Source organism: Variovorax sp. DAIF25, assembly GCF_050711835.1.
GTDB lineage: Bacteria > Pseudomonadota > Gammaproteobacteria > Burkholderiales > Burkholderiaceae_C > Variovorax.
Genome location: NZ_CP136636.1, coordinates 5,913,427 through 5,927,665, shown reverse-complemented (window position 1 = coordinate 5,927,665; position 14,239 = coordinate 5,913,427). Strand labels below are relative to the sequence as shown.

General features: G+C 70.3%; 12 protein-coding genes. 2 read left to right on the top strand and 10 right to left on the bottom strand.

Going from position 1 to position 14,239, the window contains the following annotated elements; translation table 11 throughout:
- The first annotated feature begins 87 nt into the window (after positions 1–87).
- Positions 88–990 carry a LysR substrate-binding domain-containing protein gene (locus R0232_RS27330; RefSeq protein ID WP_431510124.1) on the top strand — a complete coding sequence of 301 codons (903 nt, stop codon included), beginning with the start codon at positions 88–90 and terminating at the stop codon, positions 988–990.
- A gap of 114 nt (positions 991–1,104) precedes the next feature.
- Here the strand turns inward: R0232_RS27330 and R0232_RS27325 are convergent, their stop codons facing one another.
- The 8 genes from R0232_RS27325 to R0232_RS27290 all read right to left on the bottom strand — a co-directional run bounded on the left by R0232_RS27325 (position 1,105) and on the right by R0232_RS27290 (position 12,032).
- Complete coding sequence (locus R0232_RS27325; protein WP_431510123.1) at positions 1,105–2,610, bottom strand: carotenoid oxygenase family protein; 1,506 nt, start codon at positions 2,608–2,610, stop codon at positions 1,105–1,107.
- A 10-nt stretch (positions 2,611–2,620) separates the two neighbouring features.
- A complete protein-coding gene (locus R0232_RS27320; protein WP_296799442.1) occupies positions 2,621–3,082 on the bottom strand; it encodes a DUF2141 domain-containing protein in 462 nt (153 codons plus the stop codon).
- 140 nt (positions 3,083–3,222) lie between these two features.
- Positions 3,223–4,362 carry an AI-2E family transporter gene (locus tag R0232_RS27315; RefSeq protein WP_431510122.1) on the bottom strand — a complete coding sequence of 380 codons (1,140 nt, stop codon included), beginning with the start codon at positions 4,360–4,362 and terminating at the stop codon, positions 3,223–3,225.
- A 101-nt stretch (positions 4,363–4,463) separates the two neighbouring features.
- Positions 4,464–5,171 carry a GntR family transcriptional regulator gene (locus R0232_RS27310; RefSeq protein ID WP_093340571.1) on the bottom strand — a complete coding sequence of 236 codons (708 nt, stop codon included), beginning with the start codon at positions 5,169–5,171 and terminating at the stop codon, positions 4,464–4,466.
- A gap of 27 nt (positions 5,172–5,198) precedes the next feature.
- Complete coding sequence (locus R0232_RS27305; RefSeq protein ID WP_398497403.1) at positions 5,199–6,527, bottom strand: C4-dicarboxylate transporter DctA; 1,329 nt, start codon at positions 6,525–6,527, stop codon at positions 5,199–5,201.
- A 182-nt stretch (positions 6,528–6,709) separates the two neighbouring features.
- A complete protein-coding gene (locus R0232_RS27300) occupies positions 6,710–9,418 on the bottom strand; it encodes a CehA/McbA family metallohydrolase (RefSeq protein WP_431510121.1) in 2,709 nt (902 codons plus the stop codon).
- Between the two features lie 169 nt (positions 9,419–9,587).
- Positions 9,588–11,387: an ATP-binding protein gene (locus R0232_RS27295; RefSeq protein ID WP_431510120.1), complete on the bottom strand. Its 1,800-nt coding sequence runs from the start codon at positions 11,385–11,387 to the stop codon at positions 9,588–9,590.
- An 18-nt stretch (positions 11,388–11,405) separates the two neighbouring features.
- Complete coding sequence (locus R0232_RS27290; protein ID WP_208511103.1) at positions 11,406–12,032, bottom strand: response regulator transcription factor; 627 nt, start codon at positions 12,030–12,032, stop codon at positions 11,406–11,408.
- 132 nt (positions 12,033–12,164) lie between these two features.
- On the opposite strand from R0232_RS27290, the gene R0232_RS27285 reads away from it, so the two are divergent.
- On the top strand, positions 12,165–12,563 hold the full coding sequence (locus R0232_RS27285; RefSeq protein ID WP_208511102.1) for a hypothetical protein: 399 nt from the start codon (positions 12,165–12,167) through the stop codon (positions 12,561–12,563).
- 12 nt (positions 12,564–12,575) lie between these two features.
- Here R0232_RS27285 and R0232_RS27280 read toward each other — a convergent pair whose 3' ends face one another.
- Both R0232_RS27280 and R0232_RS27275 read right to left on the bottom strand, forming a co-directional pair.
- A complete protein-coding gene (locus R0232_RS27280) occupies positions 12,576–13,235 on the bottom strand; it encodes a hypothetical protein (RefSeq protein WP_208511101.1) in 660 nt (219 codons plus the stop codon).
- A gap of 64 nt (positions 13,236–13,299) precedes the next feature.
- The gene (locus R0232_RS27275; RefSeq protein WP_431510119.1) at positions 13,300–14,226 is read right to left on the bottom strand and encodes a Ku protein; all 927 of its coding nucleotides are present in this window, start codon (positions 14,224–14,226) and stop codon (positions 13,300–13,302) included.
- Positions 14,227–14,239 lie beyond the last annotated feature (13 nt).

Sequence of the window (14,239 nt, the reverse complement as noted above, 5' to 3'; positions counted from 1 at the left end):
CGGATTCCAAGAAGACGGCGCCGGGCCATAAAACCTATTCCATTGCGGAATAAGTGATTAGGATGGCGGCGATCCGAAGGAGTGGCGATGGACCGGCTGTTGGCAATGGAAATGTTCGTGCGCGTGGTGGAGACCGGCAGCTTCTCGAAGGCCGCGGTCGAGTTCCACACCACCCAGCCCACGGTGACCAAGCAGATCGCCGCCACCGAGGCGCGCCTGAAGGTGCGGCTGCTCAACCGCAACACGCGCGGCGTGAGCCTCACCGAGCCCGGGGCGCTCTACTACGAGAAGTGCAAGTCGATCGTGCGCGACGCCGAGGAGGCCGACAGCGTGGTGCAACTGCGCCAGAACCAGGCCCAGGGCCTGCTGCGCGTCGGCACCTCGGTGGCCTTCGGCCGCCGCGTGGTGGTGCCGCTCGCGCTCGAGTACATGCGCCGGTATCCGCAGGTGCAGATCGACCTGAGCTTCGAGGACCGCTACGTGGACCTGATCGCGCAGGGCATCGACGTGGCGGTGCGCATGGGCAAGCTGGCCGATTCCTCGCTGGGCGCGCGCTACCTGGGCGCCAACCCCTGGGCCATGGTCGCCTCGCCGGCCTACCTCAAGAAGCACGGCACGCCCAAGCGCGCGCAGGACCTGAGCGCGCACGTGGCGCTGATCTACAGCAGCGTGGTGGGCGACGAGTTCTGGCGCATGCACACGCCCAAGGGCGAGCCGGTGACGGTGCCGGTGTCGGGCCGCTTCCGTTCCAACAACCTCTCGGCCGTGCTGGCGGCCGCGCGCGACGGCCTGGGCATCGCGCTGATGCCGCGCTACGTGGCCAGCGAATCGCTGGCCGCGGGCAAGGTGCGCGCGGTGCTGGCCGACCATGCGCTGCCCGAGCAGGAGATCCACGCGGTCTTTCCCTCGCCCAAGCTGGTGCCGGGCAAGGTGTCGAGCTTCGTGGCCTTCCTGCAGGGGCGTTTCGACGAAGGCTGGTGGGACGCCTGACGACGAGTTGCGATCCGCCGACATCCGTTCGGGCTGAGCCTGGCCTGTCCTGAGCAGGTCGAAGGGCGAAGCCTTGCGCGGCGCTTCGACAAGCTCAGCGTGAACGGGTGGCTTTCAGGCCTTCACGAAGGCCCCGTGCAGCCCCAGCGGCAGCGCATAGGGCAGCGTGGCCTGCGCCACCGGCCCCGCTGCGAGGTGGTCCGCCGCGAAGCACGACAGCACCGTGCACTTGCGGCCGAAGTCGAGCGAGGTGCCCAGCACCCAGCCCGGCTTCCTGCCGTCGGGCACGAACACATGCTCCTCGACGATCGACTGCGCGCCATGCACGAAGCGCTCGCTGCGGCCGCTCTCGACGTCGGTGCGCGCCACCGCCTGGAAGCCCGGCACGTCGGGCCGCGTCAGCGTGGCATGGATCACCTGGCGATGGCGCAGGCCGACGCGGCGCGGATCGATGCGCGGGAACTCGGCCTCCTGCGGCAGCACCTTCTGCGTGGCCCGGCCATCGGCCAGGTCGAGCGTGGCGACGGTCAGGCGCGGTTCGTTCTGGCGCACGCGGCGTGCGCGCATCAGCTCGCGGTTGGTCGTGAACACCGACTCGGCGTCCTCGGTGCGCACGTAGTCGATGTGGATGCGCGGGCCGCGCGGCGTGTCTTCCTCCCAGGCATTGCCGACATGGAACAGGAAGCCGGCCGGCAGGGTCAGCAGCTGGCGCCGCTCCCAGTCGCGCTTGTCGACCACCAGCGCGCGCATGCCGAGCTCGGGCCGCCAGACATGGGCATCGAGGAAGCTGGCGCCGGCCTCCTTGCGCTTGCCGTCGTACACCAGCGGCGGCATCAGGAACACCAGGTGCCGCTCGGTCACGGCGAAGTCGTGGACCATCGGCAGGTCGGGCACCGGCACCGCGGCGGCGCGGCGCAGCGTGCCCTCGGGCGCGATCTCGTAGAGCGCGAGCAGGCTCGCGCCCGAGCTCACGCCGAAGTTCCACACCGTGCCGTCGGGGTCCACCTTCGGGTGGGCCGAGAACGGCATGCCCGCGAGGTCGGCGCGCCAGGTCTTCAGCCCCAGCGTGTCGAGCGTGCGCGCATCGAGGCGCGTGGCCGAGCCGCCTTCCCACAGCGCCAGCACCTCGCCCTGCAGCGGCAGCACGCTGGTGTTGGCGACGTTGATGGCATCGGGCGAGGTCGGCGGCTCCACGCCCGGCGGCACGGTGCCGAAGGCCTCGACCAGCCGGCGCCCGGCGCGCAGCTCGGCCACGCGCTTGGGCGTGGCCACGTAGCGGCCCTGGTGCAGCACCTCGCCGCCCGCGATCGCGAAGCGGTGCACCATGCCGTCGCCGTCGAACCAGTGGTGGTAGCGCTCTCCGCCCAGGTCGTGGCCGGTGGGGCCGACGCGGAACAGCGTGCCGGCCACCGCGTCGGGGAAGCGCCCGCGCACCGTGGCGCGGGTCGGCGGCAGGTCGCCGGGCGGCGTGGCGAAGCCGATCTTCCAGGGGGCGTCGGCGGCCTCGAACTGGGCCTGCCAGTCCTCCTCGCCGGCCGCGCCCGCCGCTCGGGCCCAGGGCGCGAGCAGGGGCAGGGCGCCGGTGCCGGCCAACAGGCGCAGCAGTTCGCGTCGTTGCATGGCGGCCTCCTCAGCGCAGGTGGATGGCGCTCTGCAGGTCGGCGTCGACGCCGATCGCCGCGGCCTCGAAGTCGGGCGCGCCGAGCTTGCCCTTGGCATCGTTCGAGAAGCCGTAGCGCTCGGTCGGCAGGCCCACGAGGTTGGTGTCGAGCTTGCCGTTGCCGTTCTCGTCGGCATAGGCGCGCACCGCATAGCGGCCCGGCGGCAGGCCCGCGAACACCACGCGCGCCTTGCCCTCGCGCAGCGGCAGGCTCTGCGAGGCCAGCGGCTTGCTGGCGCCGAAGCTGGCGGCATCGGCGTACAGCGCGATGTAGAGCGTGGCCTCGGTGGCCGGGCCCTCGGCCACGTTCAGGCTGAGGTCGGCGGCCCGCGCGCTCAGCGGGACGAGCGTGGCGGCCGCGAGGGCGGCGACGGCGGTCGCGGCGTACAGGGTGCGCGCGGCCGGGCGGGGCAGGAAAGCGGGAAGGTGCATGGCGGTCCTCGTCGTGGTGGATGAAAGACCCGACGATCCCAAAGGCGGCGGCCGCTGCCCAGCGCCATGCGACGGAATGCGCGAATGCACGCGCGAAATGCGCGCAGGCCGGCGCGAACGGCCGGCCCCCGGAACCGGCTTCAGCCCTTGTGCTGGCCCTTGTGTTGGCCGCCGTGCTGGCCGTGGTGGCGGCCGTCCTCGGCCTCGTCGGCCGGCTTTTCGTGGCCCGTGCCCACGTGGCCCGAATCGGCGAACAGGCTCCATGCCGCCATGAACAGCGCCGCCACCACCGGCCCGATCACGAAGCCGTTGATGCCGAAGATCGCCATGCCGCCGATGGTGGACATCAGCACGATGTAGTCGGACATCTGCGTGTCCTTGCCCACCAGCACCGGGCGCAGGATGTTGTCGACCAGGCCGATCACGAACACGCCGACGAAGATCAGGATGCCGCCCTGCCAGAAATGGCCGGTGGCGAGGAAGTAGATCGCCACCGGGCCCCAGATCAGCGCCGCGCCCACGGCGGGCAGCAGCGAGAGGAAGGCCATCAGCACCGCCCACAGCAGCGCGCCCTGCACGCCGAGGAACCAGAAGGCCAGCCCGCCCAGCGCGCCCTGCGCCACCGCCACCGCCACGTTGCCCTTGATGGTGGCGCGGATCACGGTGGTGAACTTGTTGAGCAGGTAGTGCGTGTGCGGCTTGGCCAGCGGCAGCGCGTCGCGCATGGTCTTCGACAGCGAGGCGCCGTCGCGCACCAGGAAATAGAGCAGGTACAGCATCACGAAGAAGCTGACCACGAAGTCGAAGGTGTTCTGCCCGATGGCCAGCGCCTGGCTCGCGATCAGCTGGCTGCCCTGGCCGGCGATGGTCGAGATGCGCGCCTGCCAGGCCGCCGCGTCGCCGAGGTTGAAGCGCTCGACCAGGTTCAGCAGCCACTGCGGCGTGGCGGCCAGGATCTGCTGGAAGTAGGCCGCGAAATTGATCTGCCCCGAGCGGATGCTCTGCGTGACCAGCGCCACTTCCTGCACCAGCGACACGCCGATCATCGCCAGCGGCAGGATCACGATCACCAGGCAGATCGCGAGCGTGGACAGCGCCGCCGCGTTGGGCTTGCCGCGCATCTTCCGGAGCAGCCACTTGTAGAGCGGCGTGAACAGGATCGCGAGCGACACGCCCCAGAGCACCGCGCCGAAGAACGGCATCAGCACCCACAGGAATGCGACGGTGACGATGGCGAGCAGGGCGAGGAACACGCCGCGCTGGAGTTGGGGAGAGTTCATGGTTGACCCGGACTGTAGCCGAGCCCGCCGGGCCGCCTCTGTAGTCGCGGGCCCCTTCGTGCGCCGCCGCCGGCGGCCGGCGCGGACCTAATGCACGTTTCTCAGCGCTTGGCGCGCGGCAAGGCCACCGGCGCCAGCGTGGCGCGCAGCCGCGCCGAGGCATCGGGTTCGGCGCTGGCCTCGACCTCGAGCGCGCGCTCGACGTTGCCGATGTGGGCCAGCATCAGGCTGCGTGCGCGCGCGCTGTCGCCGCGCTCGAGCGCGGCCACGATCGCCTCGTGCTCGGCGCAGGACTGGCCGGCCTCGTGCTTCGACTGGTAGAGCGTGGCCGCGAGCGTGGTGCGCGCCGTCAGGTCGCGCAGCACGTCGACCAGCAGCTGGTGGCCGAGCTGCTCGGCCAGGCAGACGTGGAAGTCGGCCAGCAGGAAGGCGCGGGTGGCGGCGTCGGCGCCTTCCACCGCGCGCTGCTCGTCGGCGATGTGGTCGCGCAGCTTGCGGATCACCTTCGCCAGCGGCCGGCCCTCGGGCTCCGAGAGGATGCCCGACTCGATGATGCGGCGCGCGCGGAAGGCGTCGCGCGCCTCCTCGGCCGAGGGCTCGACCACGTACCAGCCGCGGCGCGACTGCACCTCGACGAAGCCGCGCGCCTGCAGCTGCATCAGCGCCTCGCGCACCATGGTGCGGCTGACCGCGAAGTTCTCGGCCAGCGCCTGCTCGCCGAGCCGCTCGCCGGGGGCGAGCTTCTGCGCGAGGATCGCCTCGACCACGCGCTCGGCGATGACGGTGGGGCTGACTTCGGTGGTGCTCATCGGTGGCGGGGCGGCGGGTGGCTTGCTTCAGTGGCGTTCGAGGGCGGCGCCGACGGGCGGCGCGCCGGATTCTGCCAGCGCCGGTTCATCGGGTGCCGCGCGGCCGTCGAGCACCGCATGGGCGCGCTCACGGTCGATGTCGCCTTCCCAGGCGGCGATCGCCACCGTCGCCACGCAGTTGCCGATCAGGTTGCCGAGCGCGCGCGCGATGCCCATGAACCAGTCGACCGACAGCACCAGCACCAGCCCGATCGCGGGAATGGCCGGAATCGCATGCAGGGTGGCGGCCAGCACCACGATCGCCGAGCCCGGCACGCCGTGCGCGCCCTTGGAGGTGACCAGCGAGATCGCGAGGATCGTCAGCAGGTCAGTCATGGTGATCGGCGTGTTGGTGGCCTGCGCGATGAACACCGCCGCCAGCGTGATGTAGATCGAGAAGGCGTCGAGGTTGAACGAGTAGCCGGTGGGGATCACCAGGCCCACCGTCGAGTCGCGGATGCCCATGCGGCGCAGCTTGGCCATGATCTGCGGCAGCACGCTGTCCGACGAGGTGGTGGCGAACACGATCGCCAGTTCCTCGCGCAGGTAGCGCAGGAGCTTCCAGAGGCTGAAGCCCGACATGCGCATCACGAAGCCCAGCACCACGAACACGAACACCAGCACCGCGAGGTAGAACAGCGCGATCAGCATGCCGAGCTGCTTGAGCGAGCCCACGCCGTACTGGCCGACCGTGAAGGCGATCGCGCCGAGCACGCCCAGCGGCGCCAGCTTGATGAGGATGCCCATGATCTTGAACAGCACCAGCGAGAGCGCGTCCACCACCACCGCCACCGGCTTGCCGCGCTCGCCGAGCAGCGACAGCGCGCAGCCGAACAGCACCGCGAACAGCAGCACCTGCAGCACGTCGCCGGTTGCGAAGGCGTTCACCACCGTGGTGGGGATCAGCTTCATCAGGAACTCGACCGTGCCGCCGCTGGTGAGCTTGTCGGCATTGGAGGCATAGGCGCTCATCGCGGCCGGATCGAGCTTGCCCGGATCGACGTTCATGCCCACGCCGGGCTGGAACACGAAAGCCAGCACCAGCCCCATCGCCAGCGCGATGGTGGTGAGCAGCTCGAAGTAGATCAGCGCCTTCACGCCGACGCGGCCCACGCGCTTCAGGTCGCCCGCGCCGGCGATGCCATGCACCACCACGCAGAAGACCAGCACGGGAATGATCATCTTGATCAGCTTGATGAAGCCGTCGCCCAGCGGCTTGAGCTTGACGGCGAACTGCGGGGCCAAGAGGCCCAGCACCACGCCGATCAGCAGGGCGAGCACGACCTGGCCGAACAGGGAGCGGGTGAAACGACGCATGGAAATCTCCTGTGTTATTTGCATGCAAGTCGTCGGAAATCTTGCATACAAGCAATGTAGGCAAGAAAGGGCCTGGGTTGGCAGAGGGTATTCCCGGGCCTGTGGGAGCCCTTTCTTCAGGCATCGGCCCCATGAAAAATGCCCCGCATCGGCGGGGCATCGGGTTCGAAAGCGAGGTCCGCCTACTTCGCGGACAACAGGAACACTTGCTGCGTCTGGTCACGCTGCAGCCGCGTGGCGTTGCGCGTGCTCGCGAAGGCGATCACACCGCCCGAGGTCACGGGCCAGGTGTTGATGCCGGTGCCCCTGAGCAGCGTGCCGGTGTCCCAGCCCGCGGGCTTCTTGTAGACCGCGGTCATCACGCGCCAGCGCCAGTCGGCCGAGCGCGAGTCGAACCAGACCACGCGCACCGAGCCGTCCTTGTCCACGCCCAGGCGCGGGCGCTGGCTCATGGTGGTCGGCTCCGCGGCCAGCACCGTGGGGGCCGAGAAGGTCGCGCCGCCGTCGCCCGACACCGCCGCGAGCACCGCGATGTTCTTGCCGGCCGGCTCCTGCTCCTTGCTTTCCCAGGCCACGACCAGGTCGCCGTTGCCGCCGAAGATCACGTCGGGGTGGCGATCGGCGCGGTCGGTGGCGCCGAGGCTCACCGGCGTCTTCCAGGCGCCGGCGGCGTCGCGCACCGCGACCTGCACCTGCCAGTCGTCGGGGTTCGAGCCGTCGCCGTAGGCGGCGGCACCGGTCCACAGCGGATCCTGGTCGTTGCGGTTGTCCTGCCAGGCCACGGCGACACGGCCGTCGGCCGCGACCGTCAGGTTCGGCAGCACGGAAGCCGGGTAGTGCGGCGAGCGCGTGTCGTCGAGCACGCCGGCATCGACCGACTTGCCGGCGCGCGAGAGGTTGCGCGGCTGCGCGTCGGTGCCGACCTCCTGCACCATGATGTCGAAGGGCTGGTCGGCCCGGATCTCCTGCCAGGCCAGCACCGGCTTGCCGCTCGCGGCCACGGCGACGTCCGGATGCTCGGCACGGCCCTCGAGCGAGCGCACGGTGTCGGTCGAGGCCCAGGTCGCGCCGCCGTCGGCCGAATGGCGCAGGTTGATGACCGGGCGGTGCGGCACCTGCACCGCGTCTTCCTCCCACGCCACCCAGACGTCGTTGCCGCGCACGGCCACGCGCGGGAAGCGCGCCTGGCCCTTGCCGCTCAACGTGCGGCCGGCATCGCTCCAGACGCCCTTGGCATCGCGGCGGCGGTAGACCACGGTGCTGGTGGCATCGCCATGCATCTCGGTGACCACGTGCGTCACGCCGTCGGCGGTCACGAGGTCGGGGAAGCCGGCGAAGTCGCCGCGCGCACCGGCGACGCGCAGCGCGCCGTCGGCCACGCTGTCTTCCTTCGGCACGGCGATCTCGGCCTTGGCCTCGACCGGGGCCGGCGAGACGAAGATCGGCGACACGGCGGCCTTGAGCTCCATCGCGGCCGCGGCCGGCGGAATGGGCACGTTGATGCCGCGCACCTCGACGCGGTACCAGTCGGGCTGCGAACCGGCGGTGATGTCGACCGTGTAGGTCTCGTCGTCGCGGGTCGGCTTGAAGGTCTTCATCGGGCCGGCGCTCTTGCCGGGCATGCGGAACAGCAGCACGTCCATGCCGGCGGCACGCTGCACGCCGATGCGCAGGTGGCCGGTGGTGCCCGCGGGCACGAAGACCTCGTCGCCGCTCATGGCGGTGTAGCCGCCGCCCTTGAGGTCCGTGGTCATCGAGACGCCGGGGCCGGTCGGGTTGATCGACAGGCTGGTGTAGCCCGCGCGCAGTGCCTCGAGGATGCCGCGCTCGTTGTAGCCCTTGGCCAGCACCTTGGTCACCGGCATGCCGGGGCTGTTGAGATAGGGCGCGCCCCAGTACTCGCGGAAGTGGTTGTCGCTGGCACCGGCCACGCCGAAGCGGAAGCCCGCGTTCCAGCGGTTCTCGGCGTAGTCCATCTGCTTGTCGGGGCTCTTCGAGCGGTTCCAGACCTCGACCAGGTTGACGCCCTGCACGTTGGCGTTCACGTTGGGCGTGCCGTCGGAATTCGTCTCGCCGTCGTCGGCATGCGCGACCGACCAGATGGCGCCCTGGGAATGCGCATCCCAGATCGACTGCTGGACCAGCGCGAACTGCGCGCGGTCCGGATGCATGGCCCCCTGCTCGACCGAGTCCACGCCGCCAAGCGCGATGGCGTGCGGCTTGCCGTTGGCTTCCTCGCCGCGGATCAGCAGCAGCGACGACGACTCCCACAGCGGGTCGTAGTGCTGGTCGTAGGTGCGGTGGTCGGTGAAGGGCACGAAGTCCAGGCCGGTGCGGCCGGCCTGGCCGATCTGGTCGGCCAGCGAGAGGTTGCCCTTGGCCTTGTCCTTGTTGAGCTGGCGCGGCGCGCTGCCGTCGTCGGAGTGGTCGTCGTGCACGTGGGTGTCGCCCTTGAACCAGGTGCCGCTGGGCGCGGCGTTCGCGGCCAGCGAGAACTTCGCCACCACGTTGCGGGCCTCGTCCATCTTCAGTTCGCAGACCTCGGTGCCTTCGCAGGCGCCTTGCCAGCCATCGAAGACCGAGCCGCGCGCGGCGGTGGCGATGAGCTTGACGCTCGTGCCCTCGGCGTAGTCGGCGCTGCACTGGGTGTCGCAGGCGAGCGCGGTGTCGAGCGACTCCACGTCGCCGTGGCCGTCGCCCTGCAGGCTCACGGCCGCGGCGTGGCGCGCGTTCGACGTGTCGGGCGTGCCGGCGTCGCCGGAGCCTTGGCCGGTGGGCGGGGGAAAGAAGGCCACGCCGCCGTTGCCCGAGCCGCCCCCGCACGAGGCGAGAAAGACTGCGCAGGCCACCGCGAGGAAGCGTTTGGAAAAAGACTGGGGCGTCGTCAACACCATGAACCTCTGGAAAAGAAGACGGGTTCCGCAATGCAGGGCTGCGCCGCTGGAAGAGTTCCGTCGAAATGAAAACCAAAGGATGATGTTCGTTCGTTACATGGCCGTGAAAAATATTCAGTCTAATTTTCAAATAAGATAAATAAAACTCAAACCACGCGATGGCGGGTCATCGCCCGGCCGCGGGCGCCGCCAGCAGCGACTGGATCGTCGCGCGCAGCGTCTGCGCGTCCACGGGCTTGTGCAGCAGCGGCCAGCGCGTGGCGCGCGCCTCGCGCAGGGCCTCGGACGAGGTCTCGCCGGTGATGAAGACCACCGGAAACTCGCCATGCATCTCGCGCATGCGCGCGACCAGCGCCGGCCCGTGCTCGTTGCCGCGCAGCCGCAGGTCCGCGATCAGCAGGTCGGGGCAGCCTTCTTCGTCGAACAGCGCCGCCGTGCCCGCGACATCGAGGGCCGTGCGCACCTCGAGCTTCCAGGCCTGCAGCAAGGTCGTCATGCCGCGCACGATGTCGGGCTCGTCGTCGACCAGGTAGATCCTCGGCCGGCTGCCGGCCACGGCCTCGAGCGCGGCGGCCACCGGCGCCGGCGCGGCCGCGACAACGGGCGGCGGCGCATCGTGCACGCCCGGCATGCGCACCTCGAAGCGGCTGCCGGCACCGAGCCGCGAGCGCACCGAGATCCGCGCGCCGATCAGTGTCACCAGCCGCTCGACGATCGCCAGCCCCAGTCCCACCCCCTGGCTGCGGTCGCGCCCCGCGTTGCTGAGCTGGTAGAACTCCTCGAAGATGTGCGCGTGCTCCGAGGCGGCGATGCCCTTGCCGCTGTCCTCGACCACGAGGGTGGCGCTCAGGCCGTCGTGCCGCAGCCGCACGCGCAGCCCGCCGCGCTCGGTGTACTTGATGGCGTTGTCGATCAGGTTGCGCGCGATGCGCAGCACCGCGGTGGGATCGCTCTCGAGCGTGACGGGCCGCAGCTCGCGCTCGAAGTACAGCCCCTTCTTCGCCGCGGCCGCCTCGAATTCGGCGCAGGCGCTCGCGATCACCGCATCGAGCGCGAAGCGCTGCCGCGCCGGCACGTAGTGGCCCGAGGACAGCTGCGACAGGTCGAGCAGCCCGTGCAGCAGCGCACCGAGCGAACGCACGAGCTGGTCGATGTGCGTGGCGACCTCGTCCAGCGTGGCCGGCGTGGGGCTCGTGGCCAGGATCGCGCTGTAGACCGACAGCGCGTGCAGCGGCTGGCGCAGGTCGTGGCTCGCCGCCGCGAGCACGCGCGTGCGCGCCAGCGCCGCGGCCTCCGCGCGCGTGACCGCCGCGTTGACCTCCGCGTTGCTGCGCTCGAGGTGGCGCACCATCTCGTCGCGCTCGCGCCGGATCGCCACCGAGCGCGTGAGCAGCTTCTCGTTCTCGTTGGCCGCGAACAGCAGCGCGAGCATGTAGGCCACGGTCATGGCGATGGTGGCCTGCAGGTGCTCGGGATGCAGCGGCACCCAGGCGGTGGAGGTGGGCACGAGGATGGCGGCTGCGTAGACGCCGGCGAGCAGGCGCGAGGAGATCGAGACCGCGACCCCGATGGCCGGCAGCGCGACCAGGATGAAAGTCAGGAAGGTCTGGTTCAGCGCGCTCAAGTCGGGCTTGAACAGCGGCAGCATCACGCCGGCCTCGGCACCGGCCAGGAAGGCCAGCGCGACCTGCTGGCGCAGGGCCTTGCGCAGGTCGAGGCGCGAGAGCCGCCGCAGCAGATGCCAGGCATGGGCGGCGCGCGCGCCCTCCATGCACAGCACCGCGACGGCCCAGAGCGCGAACTCGATGAGCGGCACCTGCGGCAGCAGCACGAAGGCCGAGCCACCGACCAGCAGGGCCTGCACCAGCGGAATGCGCAGGGTGACGCGTGCATGCAGCTCGACGAACTCCCGCAGCAGCTCGCGCTGGAACGAGGCTTCGGCCGCGGGGTCGTGGGTGGCTGACACGCTGTCCCCGGGGCCGGGTCAGCAGGGACGCGGCAGGTCCAGCAGGCCGAGCCGGCTCGCGGTGATCACGGCCTCGGTGCGGTTGTGGACGTCGAGCGCCTCGAACAGCCCGCGTATGTATTCCTTGACGGTGTATTCGGAAAGCCGCAGCTCGCGCGCGATCGCCTTGGTCGGCAGGGCCCGGGCCAGGCCGCGCAGCACGTCGACCTGGCGCGGGCTCAGCGCGGGAAGCTCGTGCGCCACCGCGATGGTGTTCAGCACCTCTTGCGGCAAATAGATCTGGCCGGCCAGCACCCGCCGCAGCGCCTGCGTCAGGGTCTCGGGCGGCATGCTCTTGGGCACGAAGCTCATGGCGCCGGCATCGATGCAGGCCCGCACGGTGGCCAGGTCGCTGGTGGCCGACACGATCACCACCGCGACGTCGGGCGCGGCGGCCTTGAAGGCGGTGAGTGCCTCATGGCCGCGCTCGCGCGCGAGCGTGAGGTCGAGCAGGCAGACGGCGAGATCGGGGTGTGCGGCGACGGCGGCCGTCGCCTCGCGCAAGGTGGCGGCCTCGTAGACCGCCGCGCCGCTCTCCATGCTGGCGAGCAGCAGACGCAGACCTGCACGGAACAGTGCGTGGTCGTCCACGACAAGAATCTTCATCTTGTACCTCTCCCTGCGCCGGGCCGGTGCTGGCTCTGCGGCCGCGTTTTTACACCATCGCAGGGCCCGATCGGGCACGGCCCCCTCGCAAGAGGGGATGTTTTCCGGGGGGCTAAAAACTATGGTCGGGGCATGACGCTCAAGCGCCTTCATCAACTGCTGCGTGTGACCTCGCACCTGCTGGACCAGGCGGCGGCCGATGCCCACAGGACCCAGCTGCACCCCCTGTCCGCCAACATCGAAAGAATAGGCCGCGCGCTGATCGAGGTGCTCGACGTGCAACGGCAGATCCACATCGCGCACCCCGAGCTCAGGCCGCGTTCGCTGGCGGCGCCGGCACGCGAGCGCGATGCGATCCTTCTGTTCGCGCGCTGCATGGCGGAGGCGCTCGAACTCGAGGAACGCGGCGAGACCCAGGCCGCGATCGCGACCTACGAATGGTTCCTCGGCAATTCGCGCTCGCTCTCGCGGCGGGCCATCGCGCAGGCGCAGATCCGGCGGCTGTCCTCGTCGGCGGTCCCGGCGCGTTGAGCGCCCGGGTCCTCAGTGGCGGGTGGCGGGGTTCTCCGCTTCCTGCCGCAGGTGTTCGGCCTCCTGCGCCAGCGCGACGATCTCGACGATCTCGCGCAGCGCGAGCCGCCCGGTCAATTCGGCCTCGCCGGCCAGCACGCTCTGCAGTGCCTCCTGGCCCTTGGCGCCGGTCAGCCAGGCGGCCGCCGACGAGATCGATCCGCCACCGAAGCGGACCTTCAGCGCCTTGCCCGCGGCGTGACTGATCCGCACGAACTCCTCGTGGTTCGTGGCCGCCGATGCCTGGCGCACCACCAGGCAGAAGGCTTCGAGCTTGTCGGTTTCGGTGCGCAGGCGGCGGGCCTTCGCTTCGCTCGGTGCGGTGGGCCCCAGAAGCGCCGGTGCAGAGGCTTCGGTGAACAGCCGGATCTCGCGGCCTTCTTCCCATCCGGCATCGCCGCGCGACAGCACCTCGACCGGCCGGCCCTGGGCCTGGGCTGCTCGCTCGGCGGCGGCGCGCGCTTCGTCCGCCCGTGCCGCAGGCCATGCGAGCAGCGGCGAGTCGGCCGTGCCATGCACCGCCCACCGGCCCGCGGCGTTGAGGCAGCGCGCATGGCTGTCTTGCCGTTCGGCGGCAGGCGATGCCGAGGGGTGGTCCGCGAGGGACAGGAACAGGTACTGGGTGGGCGGCATGGGAGCGGGCTTTTCGGACGAGGGCTCGATTGTCCCCTCGTCGTCCCCTCGTCGACTTGGCGCGCTACGCCGCCTTGCGCTCCTCGGACTTCCTGGCCGGCGCCGCCTTCGCACGCGCCGTCTTCTTCGCGGCCGTCTTGCCCGCCTTGGGCGCCGCGCGCGCACCCTTCTTCGCGGCGGCCCCCGTCTTCGCGCCCTTGAGGCTGCGCGTCAGCAGCTCGGTCAGGTCGATCACCTTCGCGCCCGGGCCCGGTGCCTCTTCCTCGGGCTCGATCACCGTCTCGGTGTCGCCGGCCTTGACCTTCTTCTCGACGATCTTCATCACCGCATGCTTGAACTCGTCCTTGAAGTCCTCGGGCTTCCAGGCGCCCGACATGTCCTTGACCAGCTGCTCGGCCATCTTCATCTCGGCCGGCGTGATCTTCGCGCTCTTCGTGCCCTCGGCCGGCAGGTCCAGCCCCTCGATCGTCTTCACCTCGTCGCCCCAGCGCAGCAGGTTCAGCACCAGCACCTTGCCCGAGGGCACGAGCACGGCGAGGTGCTGCTTGGTGGAGATCACCACCTTCGCGAGCCCGACCTTGCCGGTCTTCACGAGCACCTCGCGCAAGAGCGCATAGACCTTCTGGCCCTTGTTGATCGGCGCCACGTAGTAGGGCCGCTCGAGGTAGACGAAGGGGATCTCGCCGGCGTCGATGAAGCGCTCGATCTCGATGGTCTGCGTGGTGCGCGGAAAGGCGGCCTCGATCTCGGCCGGCGAGACGATCACGTACTTGCCGTCCTCGTACTCCACGCCCTTGACGATGTTGTCGCGGTCGATCTCGCGGCCGGTGCGCTTGTTGATGCGCTTGTAGCCCACGGGGTCCATGCTGCGCTTGTCGAGCCAGTCGAAGTCCACGCCCTGCTCGCTGCTCGCGGTGTGCAGGCCGACGGGGATGTGGACCAGGCCGAAGCTGATCGCGCCTTTCCAGAGGGTTCGGGTGCCGGTGGCCATGGTCGATCCTTGT

What these genes read in the sequence shown, in the direction of transcription:
- R0232_RS27330 (WP_431510124.1), top strand. Translation starts at nt 88, where the DNA reads ATGGACCGGCTGTTGGCAATGGAAATGTTCGTGCGCGTGGTGGAGACC.
- R0232_RS27325 (WP_431510123.1), bottom strand. Translation starts at nt 2,610, where the DNA reads ATGCAACGACGCGAACTGCTGCGCCTGTTGGCCGGCACCGGCGCCCTG.
- R0232_RS27320 (WP_296799442.1), bottom strand. Translation starts at nt 3,082, where the DNA reads ATGCACCTTCCCGCTTTCCTGCCCCGCCCGGCCGCGCGCACCCTGTAC.
- R0232_RS27315 (WP_431510122.1), bottom strand. Translation starts at nt 4,362, where the DNA reads ATGAACTCTCCCCAACTCCAGCGCGGCGTGTTCCTCGCCCTGCTCGCC.
- R0232_RS27310 (WP_093340571.1), bottom strand. Translation starts at nt 5,171, where the DNA reads ATGAGCACCACCGAAGTCAGCCCCACCGTCATCGCCGAGCGCGTGGTC.
- R0232_RS27305 (WP_398497403.1), bottom strand. Translation starts at nt 6,527, where the DNA reads ATGCGTCGTTTCACCCGCTCCCTGTTCGGCCAGGTCGTGCTCGCCCTG.
- R0232_RS27290 (WP_208511103.1), bottom strand. Translation starts at nt 12,032, where the DNA reads ATGAAGATTCTTGTCGTGGACGACCACGCACTGTTCCGTGCAGGTCTG.
- R0232_RS27285 (WP_208511102.1), top strand. Translation starts at nt 12,165, where the DNA reads ATGACGCTCAAGCGCCTTCATCAACTGCTGCGTGTGACCTCGCACCTG.
- R0232_RS27280 (WP_208511101.1), bottom strand. Translation starts at nt 13,235, where the DNA reads ATGCCGCCCACCCAGTACCTGTTCCTGTCCCTCGCGGACCACCCCTCG.
- R0232_RS27275 (WP_431510119.1), bottom strand. Translation starts at nt 14,226, where the DNA reads ATGGCCACCGGCACCCGAACCCTCTGGAAAGGCGCGATCAGCTTCGGC.